Consider the following 24,438-nt stretch of genomic DNA (forward strand, 5'->3'; position numbering starts at 1 on the left):
GGCCGGCACCGCCGGCGCGACCCGGGTCGAGGTGCAGACCGCTACCGGGCTGTCCAAGGCGATGACGAACAAGCACATCCGTGCACTGATCGAGGAGGCCCGGGCCGTCCGTGACGGCGAGCGTGTGCGCCTGGTCGACGTTGACGAGGTGGGCGCATGATCATGCACTCCCTCGGTGTGGCGTCCCCAATCCGGGAGCGCGCCGCTCTAACGTATACGCGATTCGAAGGTGCGTATACGCGCCTCGGAGCTGCCTTCAAGGAGGAAACACGATGGGCCGAAGGGGACCAAAGTCGCGCGGCGACGAAGTACTCGCCGTCGTACCGGTGCGCCTGCCACCAGCACAGCGCGAAGCTCTGCGACGCCTCGCGGCAGCTGACGGTGCGTCTGTGTCCGACCTTGCACGCGAAGCGTTCACTCGCTACCTCGCGACCCGCCAAGAGGACCTGGTGGCGTCGTGACCTAACAACGACGAAGCGGCCCGGTTTTGCCAACCGGGCCGCTGTCAATCCGTGGGATCGCACTCCTACGGGTGTTCCAGACCCTCGCGCGGTTTGCCGGCCGCGCTAGTTGAGGGCCCCTGCCCCAAACCCCTTCACGAGCTAAGGACGTCTTCAAATGTACGGGACTGACCCCCGTTCTGTCGTGTTGCACCCGTCACCGGACGAGCCGTGTCCACAAGGTGACCGAGCGGAACTGATCCGCCGGCTGGAAGCCGAGCGCGTCCCCAACGGCCGCGCGTTCTCCTGGCACCCCGGTCTCCCGCAGATCCCGGCCGACCCGCCACCGGACGTTGACGACTCGTTGGCCGCTGTAGTCGAGCGCCGCCGTGCCTTGGCGGCTGCGCTGGATGAGCCCGCCCCTGTTGAGTGGGACCGGCGTACCGCGCGGCTGCGGGGGGTCGCGTGACGGCTCTGACCGTGGCGTCCAGCCGTGCCCGGGCTGACGTCGAGGTCGTCCTGGCGTTCGCGGGGTCGACCCAGCTCAGCCAGCATGCCGACGTTCGTGTCGTCGGCCGCCAGCTGCGCGCCAAGGCGCACCGTGCGCTCGCCCGCGAGCGTGGACAGCGCCGGACGATCGAGCGCGAGGCCGCACCCGGCGCGTACGCGGCCCTCCCGGCATGGATGCACCGGGACCAGTGGCTTGCCCTGGTCGAGGCGGCGGCGGTCACCTGGTTTCCCGAGCAGATCCACCGTCGGGTCCGTGTGGCCACGTTGCTGAAGTTCGCCGCCCTGGTCGCCGCCCACGCCGACGACGCCACCGGCCGGAGCTGCTGGCGGCCTTACCCCGACCTGGCGCGCGGCATGGCCGTGACGGTCGAAACGGTCCGCAAGTGCTGGAGGGCCCTGGAACGGCTCGGGCTGGCGGTCCAGGTCGAGCCCTCGGTGTGCTTCACCTACGACCAGCGCCTGCAGCTGTGGCGGAAGGGCTCGAAGCAGCGCGGCCTGACCCCGGAGTACGCCCTCGTCGTACCGGCCGCGTTCGCCCGGGCGATCGAGACCGGCGAACACCCCGCCGACCTGCTCGCCCTGGAGCACGTCGACGACGCCGGCGAACCGGCCGGCCCGGCCGACCGGCTCTCAGCGGCCCTCAGAGCGCTCCGGACCGCCACCCCTGCACCGGTAGCCCCGGAGCCTGTCCCGACGTCTACAGCGGCTCCCCAGCCTGCCCCTGTGGCCCCGCAAATGGTTGCGTCCGAGCCTGCCGCCGCGACCCAGACGAGCCGTCCACAGGAGGCTGTGGACAACCACCGTCAACGACCGACCACACGCCTCCAAAATGTCGACATTTTGGGACTACCACGCAGTGGTACACGCCCCTCCTATACCTCGATGCTCGCTCTAGTCACCCTTGTTCCTCACGGGGTGAAGTCGACCGCTTCGCGGGCTCACAACCGAGGTGGCCGCACGGATTCGGTTCGTCCGGGGGGGACCCCCGCCAGGGGGACCACTCACAAGCGCCACGCGGGCCGTGGAAGCTGGTTCGGGCCACATCGAGACATCGCGGTCTACCTGACCGGCCGCGTGCTGTGGCTGCGGGGCGTACGGCCCGGCCGGATCGCGATGCAGCTTCGGCGGTTCACCGTGCCCGGGCTGCCGCTGGTGTGGCGGCCGGCCGACTTCGTGGCCGCATTCGACGCGGTCAACCGGCGGCAGGGCCGGTACTCCCCCGGTGCGAACCTGGCCGGATCGTCGACGGCGGACCAGGGGCACGCGGCCAGCGCGGCGGCCGGCGCGGTCACGAGCCCACCCGGCCTGCTGAAGTGGTACCTCGAGCAGATCGATCCGGTGAACGACCACCCGCGAGTCGTTCTGGAGTTCCAGAACGAGCGCATCGCCGCATCGGTCGCGGTACGTCGTACCGAGTCCGCCCGGGAACGGGCCGCCGCGAGTCCGCTGGGCACCAGCTCGGCTCGTGGCAGCTGGCAGGCGGCCCGGCAGGCGCTGACCGTGTCCGTGCACGGTGGCCAGGCATGAGGAGACCCCCGGCGCCGTCAGGACGCCCGGGGGTCCCGGGAGGAAGGTCGGCCGGCGACCGGGGAGTTCAGACCCGGTACAACTTCGTCTTGGTGCCGACCTTGACCGCGAGCTCGCACTCGCTGGCCTTCTTGCCGTGCTGGTGAGCCATCCGGCGCAGCAGATCCACGCACGCTTCCTCGTCGGTGCCGTCGATCGCGACGGTGGTCGTCTTGAGGTTGTGGGTACGGCCGGCCTTGCCCAGTTCCCGCAGCTCAACGCGCGCCATGTTCGGGTCTCCCCTCGTCGGTGGTCTCGGGTCCATTCCAGCCGATCGGCGGCAGGAATGCTCGCCGCGACGTGCCGGGTTTGACTTCGAGCCCTCGCGCGCGTACGCGCGCGGGCGCGCATGACGCGCGCGCACGCCTGCGCGCATTGGCCCGGGTTCGGGCGGCGGCGTACGAGCCGGTGAGCCGGTGGACGTTTCCGCAGGTCAGGGGCAGGTTTCGTGTGTGAGCCGTCCGTGTGAGCCGGTGTGTGAGCCGCCCGCCCGTACGAGCCGTCCGTGAGCCGGTCACCGGTGCCGCCGTGGGCCACCCGGCAGCACGTGATCGAGCGCGACCCGGACCAGCTCGGACCGGTTCGTGCTGTACCGCGCGGCGAGCCGGTCCAGGACCGCGATGTGCTGGTGACGGGCCCGAACGTTGACCTGGACCTGAGTCTCGGAGCCCCGCGGCGTCTGCCGCTCGAACAGCCCCGACGTGTCCGGCTCCTGGTGCTCGCGCACGAGCCGACCGAGGACGCCGGCCGACTCGGTCTTCTCGACCGCGTCGAGCATCACGTCCAGCTGCGTCGACCCCACCGCCGCGCGCCGAAGCCGCGCCCGCAGCTGCGCGGGCATGTACAAGATCACCGGCTTGGTCCGGCTCCCGCCGGCCGCATCCGGCACCGGCACGGCGTCGTCGACCATCCCGGCCGCCGTGCCCTCATCGACGACGTCGACCCGCTGACGGTCAGCGCCGGACTTCCGGCCGTCGCCGCCTTCCGCCGCTGGTTCGGCCGCCGGTTCCGGCTCGGAGTTCCGCCGTTCCGCCTGTTCCGTTCCGGCCGGCGCGACCGGTGCTTGCAGGATCGAGGCCAGACGCGCCCGCCGGTCAGCTCCACCGCCGACGTCGAACGCCTTGCCAAGATCCGCCGGCGGAAGACCGCCGGCCGGAAGCTGTCGTTCCCCGTTCACTGTTCCGCCCTTTCCGCCGCCTCGCGTTCCGCGATCCGGATCAAAGCCTCCTCGGTCAGCCCCGCCCAGTCGGCCGCGACCTTCTTTGCCGTCGACGACACCGCACGCTCCACCGTCGCCCCGGCCGCCCGCTGCCTCAGCCGCTCGAAGGTCTCAGCCCGGCTCGGAACGAAGGTCTCCAGTTCGTGCGCCAGCAGGCCCCGCTTCCGCGCGCTTTCCGCCGGCGATAGAGCGTGCCGGATCACGGTCCGGAACATCGGTTCCGCCGTTCCGAAGTCGGTCGCGATCGTGTTCCGCACGTCCTTCCGGATCGCCGTCGCCGACTCCCCCACCAAGACCAGGAGGATGCCGAGCAACTGCAGTTCCGGGTTCACGTGCCGCGCCTCGCCAAACTGCTGCGCGATCAGGCGCATGCCCTTCAGCGACGAAATGTCTGCCTGGGTCGGGATCAGCAGGTACCGAGCCGCCGCGAGCGCGATCCGCCGAAGCTCCTCCTCCCCCGGCGGAAGATCGAGCACCACCAGGCCGTACCGCGGCGCGATCGGCGCGATCGCCCGGGCAAGCGCCAGCTGGCCGCCGGGCTGACCCACATGAGCCCTGACCCACGCAATCAGAGCCTTCGTGTTGGCCGGATCGGCGCCGACCAGGTCGAGCCGCGGCCGGATCTGCGGATGCGACGGAACCAGCTCCCGGTTCCTGGCGATCGCGTCGAACAACGGCGCCCCGGCGTCATCACCCATTCCCGCCTGCGTGATCCCAAGATCCTCGCTCAGGTTCGCCTGCGGGTCGAGGTCGACCAGGAGCACGTTGTGCCCCGCGTCGGCCGCCTGGCCGGCCAGGTTGGCCGCGGTCGTGGTCTTCAGCACGCCGCCCTTGCCGTTGACGATCGCGACCACACGGCGGCATGCGCCGTGCAACTGCTCGGGCGTGAGGTCCATGAGGGGGTCTCCGTGGGCTGTCTGGGTGGTCTCAGAGCCCAGTGACTCACACTGACGCACTGCTTGACCAGTGGGGGTGTTGGGCGTGTCGTCCTCCATGCTGCCGGTTCACAGGCAGTGTGAACAGCATGAAAAAACGCAGGTCAGACGGTAGGTCAACAGCATGTATCACACTGCCGAAATAGCTGCCGTTAATGATGCTATACAAACGGCTATACGTTCAGTAGTGCAGTACTGCAGTAATCGGAGTATCGTCAGCGACATGACAACCACCACCGACACCCGAACCAAGCCCGTCCGGACCACCGTCGATCTGACGCCAGAGATGCACCTCGAGCTCCGCACCTGGTGCCTCCACGCCGGCGTACGCGCCACTCAGGCCGGCGTCTTGCGGGCGCTCGCCGCCCGACTGCTGCACGACCCCGAGCTGGCGGCCGCGATCAAGGTCGACCTGACCCCCGCCCAGACGTGAAGGGCCCGGCGCGCGCTGGAGAGAGCACGCCGGGCCCGTATCCCCGCAGGTTGAGACCACCCGATCGGAGACACCCCCATCATGACCCAGATCGCTGACGCGCCGGCCCGGGAGACCGCGCTGGCCTACTACGTCCAGGAGCTGACCGAGGGCCGCGACCCTTCCGCCCTCGAACTGGCGGAACGCTTCGGCCGGACCGACCGCTGGGCCCGGAACATCCGCGCGGAAGGCGCGGAACTCTTCGCGAGCACCCCGACCCATCAGGACCAGTCTCCGGAAACCGAGCCCGTTCCGGCCGACGCCGATCCCGTTCCGGCCGATGCTGCCGACGAGACGCCCGCAGTTGACGAGGCCACCCCGGAAATCTCGGCGGAAACCGGCCCGATTCCGGCCCCGGAGAACCCGGCCGCCGTCGAGCAGGCGACCGAAGTCGGGGGAGACCCCGAGAACCTGACCTCATTCGCCCAGAACCAGGGTCAGGACGCGATGACAGACCTCCCGCGTCCCTCTGGACACTCCAGCGAGCCGACCGCCACAGAGGCGCACACGGCTGCGCCGTCCTGGACCGTCCAGGACCCGACCATTACCGCCAGGCCGGAAACCGTGAGCACCGACGCCGGAACGGGCCTCGTTCCGTCCGCCGTACCGCCGGCGGCGCCGGTCGTCACCGCGGAACGTGACCCGGAACCGGTCGCCCCGGCCGGAACACTCGACGCTTCCGCCGACGCGGACCCGGAACCGGCGGAAGCCATGGTGGAACACGGGGCGGAACGCGGAAAGGTCCCGGGCCGGTTCGTGGCCTGGCTCGCGTTCGCCACGGGCATCGGCGCGTCGGTCGCGGCGAACATGCTGCACGCGGCCGAAGGAGGCGCGCAGGCTGCCGAACTGATCGGCGCCGCATTCTGGCCGCTCGCTCTGCTGCTGTCGATCGAACTGCTGACCCGCGTCACCTGGCCGACCGGCTGGCTGTGGGGAACCGGCCGGTTCGTCGGCGTCGGCCTGGTCGCCGTTGTCGCGTTCGTCCTGTCGTACCGGCACATGGCCGGCCTTCTGACGTCGTGGGGCGAGGACCCCCTCAACGCGTACCTCGGTCCGCTCGCGGTCGACGGGCTGATGCTCGTCGCCGCGACCGCCCTCCTCGCGATCACCCGCACCCGCAAGAACCGTCCGTAACAACAGGCGGCGGCCGGACCCCGAAGTGAGACCCGGGACCGGCCGCCAGACATCCCAACCCGCACAAGGCAAGGAGTCACCACCATCATGTCCCACCACACACCGGGGAACGTGCTCGCCTTCCCCGCACCCCGTCCCCAGCCGCGCGGCATTGACGCCGCCGAGGTGTTCGGTCACCGCGTCCGGCCTGGTCACCGCGGCTGGCTGTGGACCGTCGAAGTCGACGGCATCGAGTACCTGACCGACCGCTTGGTCGTCATCCGCACCGACCGCCTCGACGGCCTCGACGGCGAACGGTTCGACGCCCTCGAGTTCGCGCCGAAGAACGCCGCCCGCCTCCTCGAGGCACTGGCCGCGCCCCTGGCCGGGGTTCCGGCCACGACCCGGTTCGAGGTCGACGTCATCGCCGCCCTGTACGCCGTGGGCGCCGGCATCCTCCCGTTGGCCGGCGACCGGGTCCCCGACCTGCACGCCGTCATCTACGGCGGCGAGCGGATCGGGCTCGTCACGCCGCTGCCCTCGTTCCGCGCCGACTACGCCCTGGGCGCGATCCCGGGCGTGCCGCCGGGCCCGATCGCCGTCGACCAACTGGAGGCGGCCCGATGATCACGAAGATCAGCGACAGCCCGTGCTGGGTCGTCCGCCTCAACGACGAGGACGAACTCCACTTCCTCACCGCCGAGAAGGCCGCCGAGTTCGTCGACCGGTACGGCAGCCGGTATGGCGACCCGCACCAGCTGTCGGTGCCGTGCTGGACGGCGACATGCGACACGGAAGCCTGCGACGGCGTGGAGGGCAACGAGGACGGCGACCCGATCCACATTCCCGCGCTGAACAGCCGGCACGCCCTGGCCGATCTCGCGGACCTCGAGCGCGTCGGCCGCGATCTGCTGTGCTGGGAGTGCCGCGAGGTTGTGTTCCCGCCGGCCGACCCCACCGAGCCGCCGCTCATCGTCACCTACGACGACGTTGCCCGCCTGATTGGCATCGTCGCCGGCCTGTCCGACCAGATTCCGCAGTGGCGCGACCCCGCCACCCGCAAGTTCGTCACCCGGTTCAGCACCATGACCAGCCGGGTTGCGACCGGCCGGGACAGCTGGACCGTGAGCGTTCGCCCGTTCGCCATTCAGCCGCCGCTGCCGGACATGCCGGCCGTCGCCGCGACAACGGAGGTTGCCCGATGACCGCGCCGACCCTCCCGCAGCTGCTCCAGCAGTACGCCGCCGCACCGCCGGCCGACCCGTGGGCCGACAGCATCCCGGCCGACGTGTTCAACCAGTTGGCTCCCGACCTGCCGCCGCTGTACTGGCAGGTCTACTCCACCGGGGGAGTGCTCCCGCTGGAGATCCGGGGCCAGGTCGAGCCCGGCACCGACGACACCGACGCCGCGGCCACCCTGACCGCCTGGGCGGCGCGGCTCACGCTCGCCCTCGACACGGACTCGTCCGTGCCGGGCATGCGTGAGTACTACGACCTGCGCGACGGCTGCCTCCTGGTCGTGTGGGGCGTCGTCGACCAGGAGCGGTGGGCCGACGAGATCCGCCGCGCTCAGGACGGGCGGTGGTCCGCGTGACCCAGCGTCAGACCACTCCGACCGCCAGCGACCTCGAGCCCGGCACGGTGATCGAGACCGTCGACGGCTGGTCCCGGATCATGGCCGGTCCCGACCGGACCGGACTGTTCCGGATCAGGTACGACGACGGCACCGAAACGACGTTCAACCCCGACGTCGAACCGTTCATCATCGTCGACTGGCCCGGCCAGACGGTGACCACCGTCCGCCATGGCCCGTACCACCGTGACCGGCGCTTCACCCTCAACTTCAACGGCAACGGCTCTGCCGACCTCACCTACGTGCTGTTCGAGCACTTGCCCGGACGCCCCACCATCCGGGTCACCAACCACCCGCAATTCACCGTCGCGGAACTGAACCGCGACGACCTCAACCGGCTCGTCGGCCAGCTGACCGAGCTGCGCGACCAGCTCCCGGAAAGCGAGGCGTGACCATGGCCCGCCGTACCCGCGCCGAACGGACCCGCCTGTACACCCGGGTCGCCCTGCTGTTCCTGCTGGCAGCTGTCGCCGGCGTCCTCGCCATCACCGGCCACGGCCCCCGCACCGGCTGGACCGTGACCGCTGCCGCGTTCGCGTTCACAGCCGTCTGCGTCCTGATCGCCCACCTCACCGACAAGAACGAGGTCTGAACCATGCCCCTCCAGATGACCACCGACACCGCACAAATACCCGAGACTGAGGGCGCCGCCGTCGATTTCGGGCGCTGCTGGTCGGTGTACGACAACGAGTACTACAAGCACCACCTGTGGGCGTCGCACTTCCCGACGATGGACGAGGCTGTCGCAGCCGTGACGACCGACACCAAAGGAGTCGTTCAAATCGCATGCGACGCCCCGAAGTGTGTCGCGCGCCGACACACCGCGATCCAGGCCGCGAAGGTCCACCAGCGCGAAGCCGAGCTGGAGTCGGCGGCGAAGGACTGGACCTGGCGGTTGGTCGACGGCGCCCGGGACGAGATCGGGAAGGCCGACGCGAAGGCCGGCCTTGTGGCCACCCTCGAACTCGCGCTCGTCGGCGCGGCCAGCAGCGGCGCCCTGGGCATCGACGGTTTCCTGCGGTGGGTGGCGATCGCAGCCCTGCTCGTGGGAGTGCTCACCGCCGCCTGGGCGGTCCTTCCCCGGATGCCCCGCCGTACCCGCCAACCCGAATCGGGGGAGGAGCACGGCGTGCGGCAGAACTTCGGTGCCATCCGCAGCCTGGACGGACCCGGCCTCGTGGCACAGCTGCGCTCCGGCGACGAGCTGGGCGCGGCCAGTGCAGAGGCAATCACCCTGGCACAGATCACACACCGCAAGTACACGTTGATCCGGTGGGCGATGTTCGCCGGCGCGGCCGGCCTGGTCCTCGCCGTGATCGCCGCGGGGACGGGGGCCGCATGATGAGTGTCCAGCCCGAAGGAGGACCGGTGTACGAGCACACCGAACTGGAGAACCTGGACGGCCTGACCAGCGAGGTCCGCGACGTGCGGGCAGCTCTGGCTGACCTCACCGCCGCGCTGGACGAGGTGGCGAGCTGGTCGCAGACCCTGCCCGACCGCTGGGCGGGAGCAGACGGCACCACCGCCGGCCTCGACAACGCGGTCCGGGCGATCGCGGACATGGCCGCCGGCCTGAAGCTGCCGCCGGCCGTGCTCGAGCAACTCGCCGTCCTCGAGCACGAAGCGACCCACGCCCGCACGATCGGTGAGGCCGCCGCCGATGCCGGCGCCACCGGAGACCTCGCCGCATTCACCACCGCCACCGGTGCGGGCGGCATCGACCACGGCGGCGACCAAGCCCGGCACGAGCACGCCGTAGAACGCGCAGTACGCCAGGCGTACGACATGCTCGTGCTCAAGGGTGAGGAGGACGGCAGAGAGGTGCGCTGGGTCGGACTCGTCGCACTACGGGGCGAGCTGGAGGAGTCCGCGGTGCACGATGGCCGCCTGCCCTACGGTCGCGAAGCCGTCGACGCTGCCCTCCAACGCCTGTCGCGTCAGCCCGGGATTCACGTCCAGGCCGAAGCCAACCAGCAGGCCCTGACCGATGAGGACCAGGCGGCCGGCGTGCGATTCGCCGGGTCGACCCGGCACCTTCTGCTGATCGAGGACGGTGCCTGATGCGACCGACGATCGCTGCGCTCATAGCGAGCCGCCGGCGGCTTTGGATTCAGCTGGCCGTGGCCGGGGTGACGTCCGTGTACGCGTTCTGGCGCGTCACCCATGAGGGCGGCTGGCTGTGGGCGACCGCAGCCCTGCTCTCGGGGTGCGCCTTCCTCGGTACGTACGCCCAGCTCGAGGCCGAAGACCACGACGGCGACACCGCCGACGACCAGGAGACGAACCGATGAAGCCCGAGATCCCGATCGCGTAACCTGACGCCCCCTCGCGGCCCTCGCCCAGCTCGGTCTGGACGAGGGCCGCGCTACGTCTGCCCCCCACTGGGGGGGGGTGTCCCTATGGGTTTGGTCAAGCGGCGGTTGGGGTTGGGCGTTGGTAGAGGGTGCCGGTGCGGAGCATGGCGTGGAGGACGTCGATGCGGCGTCGGGCGAGGCAGATGAGGGCGGCGTTGTGTTTCTTGCCGGCGGCTCGTTTGCGGTCGTAGTAGGCCCGTGAGGTTGGATCGGATAGGGCGGCGAAGGCGGCGAGGAAGAAGGCCCGCTTGAGTTGCTTGTTGCCGCCGCGGTTGGGGTGTTCGCCGCGGATGGAGGTGCCGGAGCGGCGGGTGACGGGTGCGAGGCCGGCGTAGGCGGCGAGGTGCCCGCTGGTGGGGAACGTGCTGCCGTCGCCGACTTCGAGGAGGATGCGGGCTCCGGTCCTGACGCCGATGCCGGGGATCGAGGTCAGGACCTTGGAAAGAGGGTGTGCATCGAGCATCTCCTCGATCTGCCGGGCGGCGTCGGTGCGTTGGGTCAGCAGTCCGCTCAGAGTTGTTGCCAGCTGGGGCAGGACGAGTTCGGCGGCGCGGGTGCCGGGAACGGTGACGGTCTGCTCGGTCAGCGCCTGCTGGATGGCGTCGACGAGCTTGTCATAGGAGCGTGGGGCGCGGGTCTTTGTTGCGGTGACGAGCTGGCGTCGGGTGGCGCCTGCGAGTCCTTGCGGGCCGCCGTACCGAGTTAGCAGTTCGAGCACGGCCGGGTGCTGGACCTTGGGTCCCAGCACCCGTTCGAGGGCGGGGTGGACCTGGGTGAGCAGGCCGCGGATGCGGTTGCTGACTCGGGTGACCTCGCCGGCCAGGTCGTCGTCGTAGCCGACGATGACCTCCAGGTCGGCCAGCGCCTCGTCGCCGGTGTCGACGCGGCGCAGCGCGTGCGGCATCGACCGGGCGGCCTCGGCGATCACGTAGGCGTCACGGGCATCAGTCTTGGCGTTGCCTGGGTGCAGGTCGGCGATGCGCCGCATCGCCAGCCCGGGCAGGTAGGCGACGTCGATCCCGGCATCGCGTGCGACCGTGACCGCGAGGGCTCCGATTGAGGCCGGCTGGTCGACCACCACCAGCACCGGGCCGCGCGCCGACAGCGCCTCGAACACGGCGCGGATCTTCACCTCCGACTGCGGCAACGGCTTGTCGTGGACCCGTTCACCGTCGCCGTCCAGACCGCAGGCGTGGTGTTCTTCCTTGCCGACGTCCAGCCCCAGGAACACGGCGTACTCGCGACGACTCACAGACCGCCCCTTCCCTCATCGAACCCACTGGCCACCCAGATCAGGCGAAGGATGCCGGCACCCACGTTACGAAGAGACCTACCCACAGCCGGGGTGGCCCTGTCCCTATCAGCGGTCAACCAACGCCACCAGACCCGGCGACAACACCCCCCGGATCATGCCTACGACAGGGGCAGTAAGTCATACCGAGCCCGGCGACCAGAACCCCGCACCGCGGGATCACGAAGAAGGTAACGGGGGGGGGGGGGGGGCGTACACCTTGCTGACCAGGTTCTACACACCTCTTGCACTAGCAGTGTTCGGGATTGTGGTTCATTTCGTTACGTTTTCTAAAAACGATACGAAACGAAATAAAAAGTTGACGATACGAAACGAAACAGCTAGAGTGCCGTCCATGGCAGACGAGACGCAGCCGGCCGGACCGGCTCAGCAGCAGACAGCGCCGGTCGCGGCGAGCGGAGCACGATCCGGCGTACCGACGGCCGGTGACGGCGCGGGCGGCGGGGCGGGTGAGACGGGGGAGCGGTACGTGCTGTGCCAGTTCCCGGGGTGCGCCCGGCGGATCGCCTACTCCGGGAAGGGCCGGCCGCCGGCGTACTGCGGTCAGACGATCGGTGGCGTGAAGCACACCCGGCTGATGGCGCACCGGATCAACCAGGGCTACCAGCCACCGGCGGTCGTCGCCGGCGACGACCCGGCCGACACCCCGGCCGCCGTCGACGAGGTGGTCCGGCCGGTGTCGCAGGCGCGGGCAAGCCTGGAGGAGCTGCAGCAGCAGCTCGGGGACACCGTTGCCGTGCACGAGGCCCGGATGACGACGCTGGCCGCCCAGATCCGGGAGGCCGTCGCGACGGCATCGGACCCCGACGCGGCCGCGGCTGAGATCACCTACGCCCGCCGCGAGGCCCGTGGCCTGGTCGACGCCGCCGAAACCGAACGCGACGTTGCCGAGGCCGCCGCGCGGGCCGCCGAACAGGCCGCCGAGGTCGCAGCGACCGAACAGGCCGCCGCCGAGCAGGTCGCCGAGGAAGCCCTCGCAGCCGTCGAGGCCGCCGAAACCATGTACGCCGAGCAGGCCGCCCGGATCGAGGCCGTCCAAGCCGAGCTGGACACGATGACCGCTGCCCGCGACACGCTGCAGACCGAGTTCGCTGACGTCGCCGGCCAGCTCGAGCAGACAACCGCGGACCTGCAGCAGACCACCACCCAGCTGGACACGGCCCGCGAGCAGCTGGCAACCGTCACCGCGAGCCGCGATGACCTGGCGCTGCAGCTGGCCGCTGCCCGGCAGGAGGCCACCGACCTGCGCACCGACCGCGACCAGCTGGCCGAACGGCTCGACCAGCAGCAGGCCGCGACCGCTGAACAGCGTGAACGTGCCGAGACAGCGGAGAAGGCCGCCAGCCGCGCCGAAGGCCGCATCGAGCAGCTCACCGGCCAGGTGACCGAACAGCGCGAGCAGATCGCCACCGTCACCGCCGCCCGCGACGCGCTGCAGGCCGATCTCGCCGGCACCCGTGCCGACCTAGCCGCCGCCAGAGCCCAGGCCGACAGCGACCGCGCCGCCGCTTCCCAGCGCCTCGACGACCTGCGCGCCCAGCACGCCGACCAACTCGCCGAACTCCAGACCCAGCTCGGCACCCGAGGCACCAAGAAATAGCCAAACAGAGCTGTTCGCGGGACCGGCCAGGATGCCCGACGAGACCACCAACTAACGCGTAGCCTGATGGGTCCCCCCTTGCGGCCCTCGCCCAGCTCAGTCTGGCGAGGGCCGTGCAACGTCTCGGTGGGCCGGGAGTGACCTACGCCGGCACGGCTGCCCCGGACCCAGTTCGTCGGATGGACACACGACGGGCGCCGGCGCCGGGTGATCCCCGCTCCCGGCCCACACCCCAAGAATGCCCGATTCCGCAGGGCACGCGCTGCCGTTATCCACAACCCCAGAGCCGTTGCAGCAAGCTGCAAAACGGGGGTGTGCGGATCGCGGCCCGCGCTGGTTACCTCCAGATGAATGGGGCCAATAGCAACGACTTCCCGCTTCACTCCGCCGTACTGACCGGACCATCCGCCGGCCGTAGATCCGCGCCAGGGCACCACTCCACCCCGCCGGCCTCGTCGCGTACGCGACCGATCCACTGCGGAGGCTTCGAGTTTGTGTCGTACACCCAGACGTCGATGGTGCCGGCTGGAGCCCACGAGGCCCGCTGAACCCGCTTCGGTACGCCGTACCGCACCTCTTCGATTGGGTGCCCTGTCGCGGCTTCCCGGGCATTGAGATCGTCGGCGAACTCCACCGCGACCTGCTCGACCAAGGTCGCCGGCGTGCACCAGTCCCCCGAGACAGAGTCGTGCACACCGAACCCACCGCCGAAGCCCGGGCGAGCAGAGAACCTGACCTGATCCACCTCGCCAGTATCGAACAGATGTTCGATCGCGGTCCAGTTTGCGCACCAAGTGGTCCAGTTTGCGCAGCAACCCCCAAGCAACCGACTTGCCTTTTGACTCCTAGGTGTCAAAATCGCGTCATGGAAGCATCCCGGATGGTCGAGGCCCTGGAGCAGGTCTGGGCAGGGATTCAACGCCGACACCCGGACGTACCCGCGGTCGTGGTCACGCTGGGCGCCGGCAGCGTCGGAGTACCGGCCGGCTACCTCAAGCTCGGGCACTTCGCGGAACGGCGCTGGGTCGCGACTGATGACCCCGCCGGCATGTCGGAGCTGTTCGTCGGCGGCGAAGGCCTGGCCCGCGGCGCGGCCAGCGTCCTCGCGACGTTGCTGCACGAAGCCGCCCACGGGATCGCCCACGTCCGCCGGATCGACGACACCAGTCGCCAGGGCCGCTACCACAACGCCAAGTACAAGGCGCTGGGCGAGGAAGTCGGGCTGACGATCACCCAGACTCCCCCGATCGGCTGGTCCGGTACCGCGCTCGCGCCGGGTACGACGGACGAGTACGTCGACGAGTTGGAGACCCTGGATAGGGCGCTGGTCACGTACCGGCACTCCGAGCACGAGGTGCCGGCCGACCCCGCCGGCGGCGACGGAGACGAGGACGAGACCGGCGCGGCCGGCGTACCCGCCGCCGGCGGTGGTCGGCCGCCGAAGAACGGCTACTCCCTGACCTGTGGGTGCAAGCGGCGGATCAGGGCATCTGCGGCTGTCGCAGAGGCTGGCCCCATCCTGTGCGGGCTCTGCCAGACCGAGTTCACCCGGTAGCCGATGTCCTGGAAATGTCGAATTATTCGCATTTTCCGGAGTATCGTCCTGGCCATGGTGACCTACACGATGACCCAGGCGACCAAGCAGACCGCCGACGTGATGAACGAGGCCCGCTACACCAACCAGCCGGTCCTGATCACCGACCACGGCAAGCCCGCCGCCGTCGTCATCTCCCCCAGCCTGCTCGCGCACTACCAGGCGCTCGAGGACGCGGCCGACCTGGCGACGATCGAGGACAGGAAGGTCGCCGGCGGACAGCAGTGGGTTCCGAACGACGAAGCCCAGCACCTCATGGATCAGATCGAGGCCGAAGTTGATGGTGCGGACACCGGCCGGTGAACGAGCGAACGCTGATCTTCGACGGAGGCTGGTTCACCGGCTACCGCGACGTGTACACGTCCGATCGGCTTGCAGCCAAGCGCATCCGGGCCGCCGTCAACGCCCTTGCCCGTGACCCGGAACCACCCGACAGCGTGTCCCTGGGCGCCGGCCTCGTCCGCCGTCTGCACATCGGTGACTACCGCGTCCTGTACGAGGTCACCGACGACACGGTCCGCGTCTGGTCGCTCGGACGGACGCCCCGATGACCGCGGCCGGCGAACCGACGAAGGGCTGGGACTGCGACGCGTACGGCCCCGACCTCCCGCCCGAGCTGGGCGACCTGTGCTTCTACGACCAGATCGAGCGGTGCAACAGCGAAGCTCAATGCCGCCTACGGATGACCGGGGCGCGGCAGCAGGTGTTCCGCCGTATCAACGAGCTGGCCGCTGCCGGCGATCCCACCGGCGAGTACCTGTCCGGCGAGTTCACCAACCCGTCCCAACTCCTGGGTGCGGACGACGAGAGCGACCAGGGGTGATGGGCACCGTGGCAGCGGACGCACACGACGATGGGGTTCCGGCCCCGGTGCTGTACCTGACCCAGTCGGCCACGTTCACCTGGGAACAACACGCGCCCGGCGGGTGCCGCTGCGTGTGCCGGCTCTATCACGACGGCCAGGGAGCATGCCTGGAATCGGCTGAGCCGGGCTGCCTCTTGCGAGTCGTTACACCTGGCTCGGTGTGGGGGCCGGCCGATATCACCGAGCCCCTCCAGATCTGCGTGGCGTGCTACATCGCCATCACCCCACTGGCGAGTACTCAAGCTTCTGGGGACTAGTTGCCGGGCGGGCGGTCCGGTGTCCTGCTCTGTTCGGCAAACGGTCGGATGCCGAACACCGGCAGCGGGCCGTCTGCACGCGGATCTCGTACGCCTGCGTGGGTGTTCGTAAACCCGTTCGCAATCCGCTACCGTCGCGACGCCTGAACGAACACCTTTCCCGAACGGAGAATTGGCCTATGGCGCTCGTCGGCTTGGTCCGCGTCAGCACCAAGTCCCAGGAAACCGCCCGGCAGCATGACGTGCTCGACCCGATCTGCGTCAAGGTGTTCGAGGAGAAGGTGTCTGGCAAGTTGCGCGCCGTCGACCGGCCCGGGCTGACCGCCGCCCTGAACTACCTGCGCGATGACGACATGCTCACTGTCCAGGACGCGAAGCGGCTCGGGCGGAACCTGCTCGAAGGGCTGATCGTGCTCAACGACCTGTTCCAACGAGGCATCGCGGTCAAGATCCTGGAAGGCATCGCCGCCGGCGAACACACCGAACGCTCCCTGATCCTGGACCTGGCGCTCGCACTCGCTGAAGACCAGCGCCGCGACATCGTCCGGAACACCAAGGACGGCCTGGAAGCAGCTCGCCGGCGCGGCCGGGTCGGTGGCCGGCCAACTGTCGTCGACGACGACAGGCGGCGCGCGATCCTCGCCCGCCGCAACGAAGGCGAGTCCCTGCGCGTCATCGCCGCCGGTGTCGGGGTCTCTCTGGCCGTCGTCCACCGCATCGTCACCGAGCACGAAACTGCCGCCTGATCCATCCGCGCGGGTCAGTGCGTAGGCGGCTTGCTACCGCCGACTTGCAGCCGCTTCGTCGTATCGCGTCGTCGCCGCCGGCGAGCGCTCGTCGAGACCTGCGATGTACCGCAGCCGTTGCTGGACCTCAGCGAAGCACTGGCAGGTTCGGTCGTCGCAGAGCAGAGCTGATGGTGACGCCTCGATCAGATGGCGTGTCACGGTCAGTACCTCAGCAACTGGGGTGAGGGAGGCAGTGCAGGCGCCAATAGTGACTTGCCGCGTGGAGGAACGCAGGTGTGGCTCGATGGTGTCGAAGCGGTGGCTGGCGCCGGGGATGTTGGGGAGCTCCATCCAGACACCAGGTGCGGGCTTTGCGTATCGATAGAAGCGCCCTCGCCCCAGTTGCTGTTCGCCGAGGTGAATCGTCGTATTTGTAGCGTGGGAGACGCCTAGCTGAAGGACATGACCGCCACGTTGCCAAAGGGCTTCGATGGGTCCCAGAGGCCAGTCGAGGCGCTGGGCTGCGATGAGGTCATCTGCTCCAGCGCCGGTCGCGATGTAGGAGAAGTACGGGTGCGAACTTCGGACGTGTTGCCGGTCGCGGCGGACTGTCTCAGGGATCAGTCCGAGGTTCCGGTTGACAGGCAGATCCTGGTGGAAGTGAGCAGCCTTCGACAGAGCGGCGTCGAAGCTGGCCCAGTCGGGCGCGCAGGCGATGGCGTTGTTCTCGCGGACGACCTGGGGTGGTGCCGGCAGGCGCGTCGCGTGGGAGGTAGCGCCCGGGAAGAGAAGGGTTCCGCAAGTAGCCAGCAGAGCGTCGACGACCGCGTCGGCGCCGCCGTCGACGTGACCGAACGAGCTGAGCGACGAATGCACGATGACGGCCGACGTCCGCGTCAGGCCCAACTGCTCCAGACCTGCCCTGATGTCCCTGGCGGTGACAGCAGCTGAGTGCATCACATCACCAACCGGGTCTGATCGAGGCTGTCGGGCGCCCAGTAGGCCAAAGTGGCGTCGTCGTGTCGTTTCGTCCGGGGATACCGGGCGCCGTCAGGGTCCGATACCTCGATCTCGCGGACGTGGCTGAGGAGGCCGGCGGGTCCGAGCTTGTCGAGCAAGTCCATGTACTCCGACCACGGGTAGATCGCCATCTGATCGGCCGGCCGGGTCGCGCCGTCGGAGAAGATGGCGAGACGACGAAGGGCGTCTCGAGGGTAGGTGTTGACCACTGCGTGGTGGGCTGCTTCTGGATCAGCGGCTGCCACCCACCAGCCGTCATCCCGATTCCGGGTGCGTGTCTGGCGAGCCACCAGGCGGGCGAGCGCTTCGCGATGCTCGGGAGTGTTGAACAGCAGACCGGCGACCGCGTCGGGTTCAGTCCCGGAGATCTCTTCGATCCGCAGATCGCAGGTCACTTGTGGCCCGTCATCGGTTTCCACCAGCACAGTCACGTCGGAAAGCGCCAGCGTCTCGACGTGGTTGGTGCCGATTCGCACGATCCCGATCGCCGCGCACGGCGTACCCGGATCAGACAGGTCGCAGGTGGCTGAGTGGGAGGCAGCGACCGCGGCGAGGGCGTCGTACAGGCCATCGGTCAACGGCCGATCAGACTGTCCGGCCAGGGCAGCAAAGGTGCGCGCCGCTAGTTGTTGGGCGTACCAGGCAACGCCGTGAGAACAGCCGCCCATGGGGACGCCGGCGCCGTCGACGACGACAGCGAGATCGGGAGAAGCCACCACAAAGTCTTCGTTCGGGCGGCCGGGAGCTGCGTCTGTGGCAAGGGAGAACAACCTAGCTACCACCAATCTCTGGTTCGACCGCTGTGAGCATGGCACAGAACTGCTGGACTTCCGGATTGTTCGACCAACGCGCAAGTTCGGAGGGCAAGGTGTCGCGCAAGGTCGTGAGGGTTCGAGCTGATCCAGTTGCGATGGCTATGCCGTAGGCCTCCCGGGCGGCCGCGATGGCGGCCTCGGGCTGCTCTGCAAGAGTGTGCGCCCTGGCAAGGGAACTCAGGTACTGCCCTCGGTCGCGATGGAAGTCCGCCGGCAGGCTGCCGATGACGTCGGTGAAGGCGTCGACGGCAGCGCTGCCGCGACCAAGCTCTAGGGCACATTTGGCGGTGGCGATCTTGCTATACAGGCCCAGCTCGCAGTAGCGGTCAGCCGTGGGATCACCTTCGATGATCTCGCCGTCGTACCTTTCGAGGAGGCTCGCGGCCGTATCTAGTGCCCGGTCCGCTCCGCTCCCGTCTCCGGTGATGGCATGACCGTGCGCTTCGGTGACAGCGGCGATGATCCTTACGCGGCCTGTTTCCGCGGAGTCGAAGCGCTGGGCTCGTTGGGCGTACGCGACGGCGTGCCCGCCCTCCCCAGCCGTGAGTGCTGCAGCTGCTCGTCGCATCATGACGAAGGAGGTCATCCGATCGTCTCCGCCGCCTTCGGCCCACTCCAGCGCGCGTGATGCCCACAATTTCGCACGCTGGAGGTCGCCAGCGTCATGGTGCAGCCAGCCGGTGAACTCGGCGTACCCGGCACCGATTCGCAGCAGTCGTTCAAGCGCGGACCCACGTGCCCCCCGCTGCATCTCCTCAATGCTGGTGACGTATGAGTTCATCAGCGGCATAAGTACGCGAGGACCGAGCAGGTTGTCGGCGGTGTACTGGCTGCGAAGGTTCTGTTCGAGCCAGTCGAGGGTCTCGCTCGTGGGAGACGCAGCTCCACCGAGGGCGACCCTCGCTGGGGTGACCATCTTGTGAGCCGAGGCGGCGTCCATTGCGAAGACAGCCGGCGCCGCCGACCGCGACCGCTCTTCCTCCTGGAGTATTTCTGCGAAGCGGGCCTGCACCTGCGGGGATGCCGTCTCAAGGACATGATCGAGATCTCGCTGGCTAGCCAGAGCCAGCGTCTTGTCGAGAAGTTCTTTCTCCCACTTGGCCACCGTGCGAGCGGCGGTCCCAAGTCGTCCGGCGAACTCATCGCCGCTCATTCTGAGAGCGTGGCGAAGGGCGCGCGCTTTGGCGCCTGTCCACCTGCCTACTGTCACCATCAGTTACCCCAGAATCCTGAAATTTCACTCATTGTGACAGTCGGAGGCTTGGTGCAGATTGAGTGCAGGTTCGGTTCATGGTGGAGCAGCCCTCTAGTTGGTTGCCTAGAGCCATGATCGTCCGCGCCGAGTGCATCAAGCTGCTGCCCAGCAGTTCATCGTTGCGCGCTGCCTCGTCGCGGACGGCTGCTCTGCCAGTTCTGCACGGTGGCCGGCTTCCACGCCGGCGCCCGGCCGAACATCCGGTCCGCCTGAGGGGCCTGTCCCCGAGAGACGTACGCGTACCACGTGGCACTGGTGATGGAAGAGCCGGCCGACTCCAGGTAGCGCAGAACATCGGTGACGGACCACCAGTCTGTCGGCAGATCTGCTTCGTTCTCAGTCATCGAATACAAGCCTAACTAGATCCCGGCTATTGCTGAATACAAGCTCAGCATGTAAGCATGAATCGAATACAAGCTGAGCTTGTAAAGATCAGCCGCCCGGAGCTGGAGACCCGGCGGCGACCAACCGAAACCGGAAGGACTCGAACCGTGACTGTTCGACCCGTTCGTACGACTGACGCTCTTGCCCGCGCCCACATCGAGCTCAACGCGGCCGTGGAGCGTCTGAACGTCGTTCCCGAGTGCCGCCTGAGCTGGGAGTTCACCGAGGAAGTCCAGCCCGTGGGCCGGACGCTCGACCTGATCGGCAAGTGCCACGCCTGCCCGGTCCTGGAGCAGTGCGCCGCGCTTGCCCGGCAGTTGAAGCCGGCGGAGAAGGCTCACACCGTGACCGCCGCCGTTCGGTACGACGGCGCCGGCCGACCCGTTGACACGCGCCGGGTCGCTGCTCAAGTCGAGCGCGATCGCCGTCTCGCCGCTCTTGGCGGTGCTGCGTGAGTCGGCTTCAGCGCTGCCTGTGGTGCGGGGAGCGGCGGGAGTTCCGCCGTTCCCGAGCAGCTGCTCGAGCTGGACGCCGGCACCGCTGCATCGATCCCACACCCAACCCGCACACCAACCCCCGCGAAGGGAGCTACTGATGTCCTGGATCCTCATGACCGCGGTCGGATTCGCCGCGATGTTCTGCATGCGGTTCACCCCGCCGAAGGTCGACTTCGTCCTCGTCCGGATCGCCGGTTTCAGCTTTGTCGGCGCCGGTCTGATCGGCGCGGCTGGCTGGGTCGGCGCACTGATCAACGGCACGCTCGGCTGGCTGTTCCGCTTCATCAACCACATGTCGAGCGCGGCTGTCGGTACCGCCGTGGCGTGGATCATCGCCGCCGCGGTCGCCGGGCTGTGGGTCGGTGCGATGTTGCCGGACAAGATGTTCAGCTACGACCCGCCGGACTGGCTGGTCATTGGCGGGCTGATCGTCCCGTCCCTCGTCGCGATGGTCCCCGGTAAGGCCGGGGGCGCGTTCGACACCCTCATCACGGCCGCCGGCCAGGCCCTCATCAAGGGTGTCGGAGGGATCTTCTGATGGAGATCTTCGCGCTGTTCCTGGTGCTCTACCTGGTGGCTTCCCCTGACCGTCTCTCGCTCGCGCTCACCCGCGGTCTGAGCGGTGCTGCACGGGGCGCGGCCACCGGCAAGACCCCGAAGTCCCGCAAGTCCTCCCCCCGCCGCCGGGCAGCGCTCGCCGGCTGGCGCGAGGGGGTCACCGCCGCCCGTCAACGCCGCGAGGCCGGCCGCGACGTGTGGAGCCGCGGTTCCCGCGGCGCTGGTCGCGTCGCTGGCGGCACCGTCAGCCTCGCCCGTGGCATCCGCAACACGATCGCCGCCCGCCGGGCCCGTTCCGCTGACACGAGTTCGGACAACGCCCCGGACCTGGACGCCCCGGACGCGGCCTCGTCGCGCCGGGGCTGGACCGGCCCTCGGCTCGTACGCCGGCCCCGGACCGCGCCGACCAGCGAGGCGTCTGGCGCGGTGGTCGACCAGGACGGAAACGACATCACCCCACCCGCCGGCGAGGGCGCCAAACCCGAGCCTGCCAAGCCGGAAACGGTCCCTGCTGATCCGGAGAGCACGCCGGAGGCGGCGAAGGACACCCCTACCCCCAAGACCCCGGAGACGGCCCTTGAGCCCGCCCCGGAACCGGCGCCGGCTGGCGCCACCAATCCCAACCCGCACAGCAACACCACCACCGCACCGAACGGAGCAGAGCCCATGTCTCTCGGGACTACCGAACTGTCCAACATCGACGACTACGAGAAGGAGCTGAAGGCGGTTGAGGCCGCGGTCCAGCTCATGGCCGAAGCAATGACGTCGGTCCGCACCTGGGCCGTCAACCTGCCCGACCGCTGGACGGCGGCGAACTGGGGCACGGCCGGACTCGACCGGTCCGTAGCCAACATCGCGGAGACCGTCGGCGCACTGCGGATGCCGGCCGTCGCGGAGACGTTCTCCATCGCCAAGTCCGAAGTGACGAAGGCCCGCGGTCTGGGTGAGGCCGCCGCGTCCGTCCAGGCCCGCGGCAAGACCGAGGCGTTCCGCGGCCAGTAACCCCACCGTCCCGGCTTCCCGAGAGGGGGCGACGGCTCACGACCGGGCCGGGACACCACAAGCCCACTGAGACCACACGAGAAAGGCCCCTCCGATGGTGAAGAAGCACCGCCCCGCGACCCCGGCCGCCGCGCCCGTGGCCGCCTCTGGACGCCGTGACCGCCGGTCGTCGTGGATCACCTCCAAAGCGGGCACGCGCGCCCCTCAGACAGCCGCACAGCCCACCCATGCCTATGTGCCAGGGTCGCCCGAATGGCTGACCACACCCGGCACCTACACGACGTCGCGCCGGCGGAAGAAGGCCGGCCACGGTGCCGTCGTCCCGGTCGCTCCCCCGCAGCTCCCCCAGCTCGGGCCGGCCGCGACCGCCGTCCCCGGCCTGGTTCCCTCGCCGGGTACGGCCCTGGTGCCGGTCCAGCCCGCCGGCCTGCCCGCAAAGCGGCCCGGTGATCAGGCCGCGGAAGCGTTCACGGCCGCGGGTCGGCTCACGTGGCGGTACCGCTGGCAGCTCGCCCCGGCCGTTGTCAGCGCCGGAACGGCGATCGGTGCCGGCGCGGTGTCGCCGGTGCTCACGGTGCTTGGGCTGAGCGCGCTCGCCGGCGCCGGGTACCTGACGGCATCGAAGGGACCAGACGAGCTGGGCGGCCGTGTACGGCTGTCCCGCCTCGAACGGGCGATCGTGGGCCGCTGGGCAGCCGGCGCCGGGGTGTGGTCGGCCGGGCTCGGTGTCGCCAACGCCGCCGGCATGCACTGGACCGTTGCCGGTGTCCTGGTCGCGGCCGGCGCGTTGGGCGTGCTGACCGGTACGCCGGTCATCGCGTGGCTGAAGTCGCGGCAGATCCGTGATGCCGAGGTTGTCGACGGCGGGGTCAAGCCACGTTCGGACGCCGCGCTCCAGCTCATCGCCGCGTGGCCGACCGCCGTCGCGCTCAACGGACCCGACAAGCTCCAGGGGTCCGCAATCGTCGACCTGGACGAACCCGACCCCGGGACGATCGTTGCTCGTGTCCAGCTGCGTCCTGACGTGCACGCGGAAGACGTCGCCAACGCCGACACCCGCAAGTGGCTCGAGAGAGCCCTGCACATGGGTGTCGGAACGGCGAAGGTCGCCACCGTGCGGGACAACGCCGGCCAGGTCGAGCTGGTGCTGACCCCCTCGCGCCAGCTGGAGAAGGTGTCGAAGCGATGGGCCGGGCCGCGGCTGTACGACGACGGCCGCGCGCCGGTTGCCGTCAACACCGCGGGCCGTGAGGTCTGCATCCGGTTGTTCGACCAGTCCGGCGTCCGGCACGGCTTCCTGATCGGGTCCAGCAACGCCGGGAAGTCGAACGCGGCCAACGTGATCCTGCTGCCGCTGGTGCTGTCGGGCCGCTCCGTGATGCTGCACGCGGACGGCAAGCGCGGTACGTCCAGCCCGGAACTCGCCCAGGTGATGGACCTGGTCGGCCACGAGCCCGACGAGTGGCGCCGGGCGATCCGGGTCGCTCACCGGGTCCTGGTGGCACGCGAGAAGCGTTACGGCCGGATGGGGCTGTCGAAGTTCGACATGAACGGCGCCGACCCCGTGCTCGAGCTGGTGCTCGACGAGGGCCGCACGATCCAGGAAGTGATCGAAGGCAAGCCCGAGGAGCGGATGGTGGAGGCCATCTCCGAGCGTGGCCGGTCAAACGGCGTCTCGCTCAAGCTCGTGGCACAGAACGCCGAAGCCGGCCAGGTGCCGGGCGGGATGAACGTCAAGACCAACCTCATGGGTGCGAACGGATTCGTGATCGGCCTCCGTCCCGGTACGGCGTCCGGCGCCACCATGACCCTGTCCGCGACGTCGGAAGAGGTCGACCTTCGCAGCCTGCCCGAAGGCGGCGGCTGGGGCGCGATCCTGGACGCCGGCGTCGTGGCCACCGACCGAGCCCGGCTGGAGTTCATCGAGAACATCGATCAGATCGCGCCGTACCTCGAGGGGTTCACCCCGCGGACCCTGACCGGCTTGGACCTGGCCGCGGCCGATGGCCCCGGCGAGGACGGCGACACCGCGACCGGTCTGTACTCGGGACGGTTCACGGGCGCCAAGTGGCTCAAGGAGATGGAGCGGGCCCGGGCCGGCGTACCGGCGGCACAGGAGGTACCGACGCTGACGGTCGTGAAGGACCGTCAGCCCGTCCAAGCGTCAACACCGGCAACGGCCACCCCGATGAACGGGTTCGACGTCGCTGAACTCGCGAACCAGGCCGCCGCGAGCGTGCTGTCCATCACGGCCGCGAAGGTCGAGCAGGGCGAGCAGTCGCGGCAGGACGTCGTCGACGTACTCCGGA

The 24,438-nt window shown here is 69.3% G+C and carries 32 protein-coding genes; 23 read left to right on the forward strand and 9 right to left on the reverse strand.

All coding sequences use genetic code 11. The features are described from left to right. Positions 1-272 precede the first annotated feature (272 nt). Positions 273-461 (forward strand): ribbon-helix-helix protein, CopG family, encoded by a 189-nt coding sequence (locus tag ACFV9C_RS44440; RefSeq protein WP_380204146.1) that lies wholly within the window; start codon positions 273-275, stop codon positions 459-461. 444 nt (positions 462-905) lie between these two features. After that, positions 906-2,477 (forward strand): hypothetical protein, encoded by a 1,572-nt coding sequence (locus tag ACFV9C_RS44445; protein WP_380204148.1) that lies wholly within the window; start codon positions 906-908, stop codon positions 2,475-2,477. 67 nt (positions 2,478-2,544) lie between these two features. Here ACFV9C_RS44445 and ACFV9C_RS44450 read toward each other — a convergent pair whose 3' ends face one another. The 3 genes from ACFV9C_RS44450 to ACFV9C_RS44460 form a co-directional block, all read right to left on the reverse strand. Continuing rightward, positions 2,545-2,745 (reverse strand): hypothetical protein, encoded by a 201-nt coding sequence (locus ACFV9C_RS44450; RefSeq protein WP_380204150.1) that lies wholly within the window; start codon positions 2,743-2,745, stop codon positions 2,545-2,547. A 285-nt stretch (positions 2,746-3,030) separates the two neighbouring features. Continuing rightward, a complete protein-coding gene (locus tag ACFV9C_RS44455) occupies positions 3,031-3,693 on the reverse strand; it encodes a hypothetical protein (RefSeq protein WP_380204152.1) in 663 nt (220 codons plus the stop codon). Further along, on the reverse strand, positions 3,690-4,631 hold the full coding sequence (locus ACFV9C_RS44460; RefSeq protein ID WP_380204154.1) for a ParA family protein: 942 nt from the start codon (positions 4,629-4,631) through the stop codon (positions 3,690-3,692). The genes ACFV9C_RS44455 and ACFV9C_RS44460 overlap by 4 nt, the downstream gene beginning before the upstream one ends. A gap of 262 nt (positions 4,632-4,893) precedes the next feature. On the opposite strand from ACFV9C_RS44460, the gene ACFV9C_RS44465 reads away from it, so the two are divergent. The 10 genes from ACFV9C_RS44465 (at position 4,894) to ACFV9C_RS44510 (ending at position 10,179) form a co-directional block, all read left to right on the forward strand. Beyond that, a complete protein-coding gene (locus tag ACFV9C_RS44465; protein ID WP_380204156.1) occupies positions 4,894-5,103 on the forward strand; it encodes a hypothetical protein in 210 nt (69 codons plus the stop codon). An 81-nt stretch (positions 5,104-5,184) separates the two neighbouring features. Then, entirely contained in the window at positions 5,185-6,276 is a 1,092-nt protein-coding gene (locus ACFV9C_RS44470; RefSeq protein ID WP_380204158.1) for a DUF2637 domain-containing protein, read from the forward strand. 87 nt (positions 6,277-6,363) lie between these two features. Then, positions 6,364-6,882, forward strand: coding sequence for a hypothetical protein (locus tag ACFV9C_RS44475; protein ID WP_380204160.1), 519 nt, complete (start codon positions 6,364-6,366; stop codon positions 6,880-6,882). Next, positions 6,879-7,460 (forward strand): hypothetical protein, encoded by a 582-nt coding sequence (locus ACFV9C_RS44480; protein ID WP_380204162.1) that lies wholly within the window; start codon positions 6,879-6,881, stop codon positions 7,458-7,460. Before ACFV9C_RS44475 ends, ACFV9C_RS44480 begins: the two co-directional genes overlap by 4 nt. Beyond that, positions 7,457-7,849 (forward strand): hypothetical protein, encoded by a 393-nt coding sequence (locus ACFV9C_RS44485; protein WP_380204164.1) that lies wholly within the window; start codon positions 7,457-7,459, stop codon positions 7,847-7,849. Before ACFV9C_RS44480 ends, ACFV9C_RS44485 begins: the two co-directional genes overlap by 4 nt. Beyond that, positions 7,846-8,280, forward strand: a complete 435-nt coding sequence (locus tag ACFV9C_RS44490) for a hypothetical protein (RefSeq protein WP_380204166.1) — start codon at positions 7,846-7,848, stop codon at positions 8,278-8,280. The genes ACFV9C_RS44485 and ACFV9C_RS44490 overlap by 4 nt, the downstream gene beginning before the upstream one ends. 2 nt (positions 8,281-8,282) lie before the next feature. Next, positions 8,283-8,480 carry a hypothetical protein gene (locus ACFV9C_RS44495; protein WP_380204168.1) on the forward strand — a complete coding sequence of 66 codons (198 nt, stop codon included), beginning with the start codon at positions 8,283-8,285 and terminating at the stop codon, positions 8,478-8,480. Positions 8,481-8,483: 3 nt separating this feature from the next. Next, the gene (locus ACFV9C_RS44500) at positions 8,484-9,230 is read left to right on the forward strand and encodes a Pycsar system effector family protein (RefSeq protein ID WP_380204170.1); all 747 of its coding nucleotides are present in this window, start codon (positions 8,484-8,486) and stop codon (positions 9,228-9,230) included. Positions 9,231-9,256: 26 nt separating this feature from the next. Further along, on the forward strand, positions 9,257-9,949 hold the full coding sequence (locus ACFV9C_RS44505; protein WP_380204172.1) for a hypothetical protein: 693 nt from the start codon (positions 9,257-9,259) through the stop codon (positions 9,947-9,949). Next, positions 9,949-10,179, forward strand: a complete 231-nt coding sequence (locus ACFV9C_RS44510) for a hypothetical protein (RefSeq protein ID WP_380204174.1) — start codon at positions 9,949-9,951, stop codon at positions 10,177-10,179. The genes ACFV9C_RS44505 and ACFV9C_RS44510 overlap by 1 nt, the downstream gene beginning before the upstream one ends. 118 nt (positions 10,180-10,297) lie before the next feature. Here ACFV9C_RS44510 and ACFV9C_RS44515 read toward each other — a convergent pair whose 3' ends face one another. Further along, the gene (locus ACFV9C_RS44515) at positions 10,298-11,494 is read right to left on the reverse strand and encodes an IS110 family transposase (protein WP_380204176.1); all 1,197 of its coding nucleotides are present in this window, start codon (positions 11,492-11,494) and stop codon (positions 10,298-10,300) included. A gap of 394 nt (positions 11,495-11,888) precedes the next feature. Here ACFV9C_RS44515 and ACFV9C_RS44520 point away from each other — a divergent pair, with 394 nt between their 5' ends. Beyond that, complete coding sequence (locus tag ACFV9C_RS44520) at positions 11,889-13,154, forward strand: hypothetical protein (RefSeq protein WP_380204178.1); 1,266 nt, start codon at positions 11,889-11,891, stop codon at positions 13,152-13,154. 379 nt (positions 13,155-13,533) lie between these two features. Here ACFV9C_RS44520 and ACFV9C_RS44525 read toward each other — a convergent pair whose 3' ends face one another. Continuing rightward, positions 13,534-13,899 carry a hypothetical protein gene (locus tag ACFV9C_RS44525; RefSeq protein ID WP_380204180.1) on the reverse strand — a complete coding sequence of 122 codons (366 nt, stop codon included), beginning with the start codon at positions 13,897-13,899 and terminating at the stop codon, positions 13,534-13,536. Positions 13,900-14,019: 120 nt separating this feature from the next. Between ACFV9C_RS44525 and ACFV9C_RS44530 the strand changes: the two genes are divergently transcribed. The 6 genes from ACFV9C_RS44530 (at position 14,020) to ACFV9C_RS44555 (ending at position 16,616) form a co-directional block, all read left to right on the forward strand. After that, on the forward strand, positions 14,020-14,709 hold the full coding sequence (locus ACFV9C_RS44530) for a hypothetical protein (protein ID WP_380204182.1): 690 nt from the start codon (positions 14,020-14,022) through the stop codon (positions 14,707-14,709). Positions 14,710-14,763: 54 nt separating this feature from the next. Beyond that, positions 14,764-15,051: a type II toxin-antitoxin system Phd/YefM family antitoxin gene (locus ACFV9C_RS44535; protein WP_380204184.1), complete on the forward strand. Its 288-nt coding sequence runs from the start codon at positions 14,764-14,766 to the stop codon at positions 15,049-15,051. Beyond that, positions 15,048-15,299: a type II toxin-antitoxin system RelE/ParE family toxin gene (locus ACFV9C_RS44540; protein WP_380204186.1), complete on the forward strand. Its 252-nt coding sequence runs from the start codon at positions 15,048-15,050 to the stop codon at positions 15,297-15,299. Before ACFV9C_RS44535 ends, ACFV9C_RS44540 begins: the two co-directional genes overlap by 4 nt. Then, on the forward strand, positions 15,296-15,571 hold the full coding sequence (locus ACFV9C_RS44545) for a hypothetical protein (RefSeq protein WP_380204188.1): 276 nt from the start codon (positions 15,296-15,298) through the stop codon (positions 15,569-15,571). The genes ACFV9C_RS44540 and ACFV9C_RS44545 overlap by 4 nt, the downstream gene beginning before the upstream one ends. Beyond that, complete coding sequence (locus ACFV9C_RS44550) at positions 15,571-15,870, forward strand: DUF6372 family protein (RefSeq protein WP_380204190.1); 300 nt, start codon at positions 15,571-15,573, stop codon at positions 15,868-15,870. Before ACFV9C_RS44545 ends, ACFV9C_RS44550 begins: the two co-directional genes overlap by 1 nt. 179 nt (positions 15,871-16,049) lie before the next feature. Further along, entirely contained in the window at positions 16,050-16,616 is a 567-nt protein-coding gene (locus tag ACFV9C_RS44555; protein WP_380204192.1) for a recombinase family protein, read from the forward strand. A gap of 33 nt (positions 16,617-16,649) precedes the next feature. Here ACFV9C_RS44555 and ACFV9C_RS44560 read toward each other — a convergent pair whose 3' ends face one another. The 4 genes from ACFV9C_RS44560 to ACFV9C_RS44575 all read right to left on the reverse strand — a co-directional run bounded on the left by ACFV9C_RS44560 (position 16,650) and on the right by ACFV9C_RS44575 (position 20,032). Next, positions 16,650-17,555 (reverse strand): AAC(3) family N-acetyltransferase, encoded by a 906-nt coding sequence (locus tag ACFV9C_RS44560; protein ID WP_380204194.1) that lies wholly within the window; start codon positions 17,553-17,555, stop codon positions 16,650-16,652. Continuing rightward, the gene (locus tag ACFV9C_RS44565) at positions 17,555-18,334 is read right to left on the reverse strand and encodes a hypothetical protein (protein ID WP_380204196.1); all 780 of its coding nucleotides are present in this window, start codon (positions 18,332-18,334) and stop codon (positions 17,555-17,557) included. Before ACFV9C_RS44565 ends, ACFV9C_RS44560 begins: the two co-directional genes overlap by 1 nt. Before the next feature lie 55 nt (positions 18,335-18,389). Then, positions 18,390-19,586, reverse strand: a complete 1,197-nt coding sequence (locus ACFV9C_RS44570; protein WP_380204198.1) for a hypothetical protein — start codon at positions 19,584-19,586, stop codon at positions 18,390-18,392. Positions 19,587-19,801: 215 nt separating this feature from the next. Further along, the gene (locus ACFV9C_RS44575) at positions 19,802-20,032 is read right to left on the reverse strand and encodes a helix-turn-helix transcriptional regulator (RefSeq protein WP_380204200.1); all 231 of its coding nucleotides are present in this window, start codon (positions 20,030-20,032) and stop codon (positions 19,802-19,804) included. 147 nt (positions 20,033-20,179) lie between these two features. Here ACFV9C_RS44575 and ACFV9C_RS44580 point away from each other — a divergent pair, with 147 nt between their 5' ends. The 4 genes from ACFV9C_RS44580 to ACFV9C_RS44595 form a co-directional block, all read left to right on the forward strand. Then, complete coding sequence (locus tag ACFV9C_RS44580) at positions 20,180-20,527, forward strand: hypothetical protein (protein ID WP_380204202.1); 348 nt, start codon at positions 20,180-20,182, stop codon at positions 20,525-20,527. A gap of 139 nt (positions 20,528-20,666) precedes the next feature. Continuing rightward, a complete protein-coding gene (locus ACFV9C_RS44585; protein ID WP_380204204.1) occupies positions 20,667-21,107 on the forward strand; it encodes a hypothetical protein in 441 nt (146 codons plus the stop codon). Continuing rightward, positions 21,107-22,129 carry a hypothetical protein gene (locus tag ACFV9C_RS44590; protein WP_380204206.1) on the forward strand — a complete coding sequence of 341 codons (1,023 nt, stop codon included), beginning with the start codon at positions 21,107-21,109 and terminating at the stop codon, positions 22,127-22,129. The genes ACFV9C_RS44585 and ACFV9C_RS44590 overlap by 1 nt, the downstream gene beginning before the upstream one ends. A gap of 94 nt (positions 22,130-22,223) precedes the next feature. Next, positions 22,224-24,438, forward strand: a 2,215-nt coding sequence (locus tag ACFV9C_RS44595) for a hypothetical protein (RefSeq protein ID WP_380204208.1), incomplete at its 3' end; no start/stop codon positions are given.

This window comes from Kribbella sp. NPDC059898, from assembly GCF_042730855.1.
Lineage (GTDB): Bacteria > Actinomycetota > Actinomycetes > Propionibacteriales > Kribbellaceae > Kribbella.

Coding starts and splice junctions, on each gene's coding strand:
- ACFV9C_RS44440 (WP_380204146.1), top strand. CDS start 273: ATGGGCCGAAGGGGACCAAAGTCGCGCGGCGACGAAGTACTCGCCGTC.
- ACFV9C_RS44450 (WP_380204150.1), bottom strand. CDS start 2,745: ATGGCGCGCGTTGAGCTGCGGGAACTGGGCAAGGCCGGCCGTACCCAC.
- ACFV9C_RS44460 (WP_380204154.1), bottom strand. CDS start 4,631: ATGGACCTCACGCCCGAGCAGTTGCACGGCGCATGCCGCCGTGTGGTC.
- ACFV9C_RS44465 (WP_380204156.1), top strand. CDS start 4,894: ATGACAACCACCACCGACACCCGAACCAAGCCCGTCCGGACCACCGTC.
- ACFV9C_RS44470 (WP_380204158.1), top strand. CDS start 5,185: ATGACCCAGATCGCTGACGCGCCGGCCCGGGAGACCGCGCTGGCCTAC.
- ACFV9C_RS44475 (WP_380204160.1), top strand. CDS start 6,364: ATGTCCCACCACACACCGGGGAACGTGCTCGCCTTCCCCGCACCCCGT.
- ACFV9C_RS44480 (WP_380204162.1), top strand. CDS start 6,879: ATGATCACGAAGATCAGCGACAGCCCGTGCTGGGTCGTCCGCCTCAAC.
- ACFV9C_RS44485 (WP_380204164.1), top strand. CDS start 7,457: ATGACCGCGCCGACCCTCCCGCAGCTGCTCCAGCAGTACGCCGCCGCA.
- ACFV9C_RS44495 (WP_380204168.1), top strand. CDS start 8,283: ATGGCCCGCCGTACCCGCGCCGAACGGACCCGCCTGTACACCCGGGTC.
- ACFV9C_RS44500 (WP_380204170.1), top strand. CDS start 8,484: ATGCCCCTCCAGATGACCACCGACACCGCACAAATACCCGAGACTGAG.
- ACFV9C_RS44510 (WP_380204174.1), top strand. CDS start 9,949: ATGCGACCGACGATCGCTGCGCTCATAGCGAGCCGCCGGCGGCTTTGG.
- ACFV9C_RS44520 (WP_380204178.1), top strand. CDS start 11,889: ATGGCAGACGAGACGCAGCCGGCCGGACCGGCTCAGCAGCAGACAGCG.
- ACFV9C_RS44530 (WP_380204182.1), top strand. CDS start 14,020: ATGGAAGCATCCCGGATGGTCGAGGCCCTGGAGCAGGTCTGGGCAGGG.
- ACFV9C_RS44535 (WP_380204184.1), top strand. CDS start 14,764: ATGGTGACCTACACGATGACCCAGGCGACCAAGCAGACCGCCGACGTG.
- ACFV9C_RS44545 (WP_380204188.1), top strand. CDS start 15,296: ATGACCGCGGCCGGCGAACCGACGAAGGGCTGGGACTGCGACGCGTAC.
- ACFV9C_RS44550 (WP_380204190.1), top strand. CDS start 15,571: ATGGGCACCGTGGCAGCGGACGCACACGACGATGGGGTTCCGGCCCCG.
- ACFV9C_RS44555 (WP_380204192.1), top strand. CDS start 16,050: ATGGCGCTCGTCGGCTTGGTCCGCGTCAGCACCAAGTCCCAGGAAACC.
- ACFV9C_RS44560 (WP_380204194.1), bottom strand. CDS start 17,555: ATGCACTCAGCTGCTGTCACCGCCAGGGACATCAGGGCAGGTCTGGAG.
- ACFV9C_RS44570 (WP_380204198.1), bottom strand. CDS start 19,586: ATGAGCGGCGATGAGTTCGCCGGACGACTTGGGACCGCCGCTCGCACG.
- ACFV9C_RS44575 (WP_380204200.1), bottom strand. CDS start 20,032: ATGACTGAGAACGAAGCAGATCTGCCGACAGACTGGTGGTCCGTCACC.
- ACFV9C_RS44585 (WP_380204204.1), top strand. CDS start 20,667: ATGTCCTGGATCCTCATGACCGCGGTCGGATTCGCCGCGATGTTCTGC.
- ACFV9C_RS44590 (WP_380204206.1), top strand. CDS start 21,107: ATGGAGATCTTCGCGCTGTTCCTGGTGCTCTACCTGGTGGCTTCCCCT.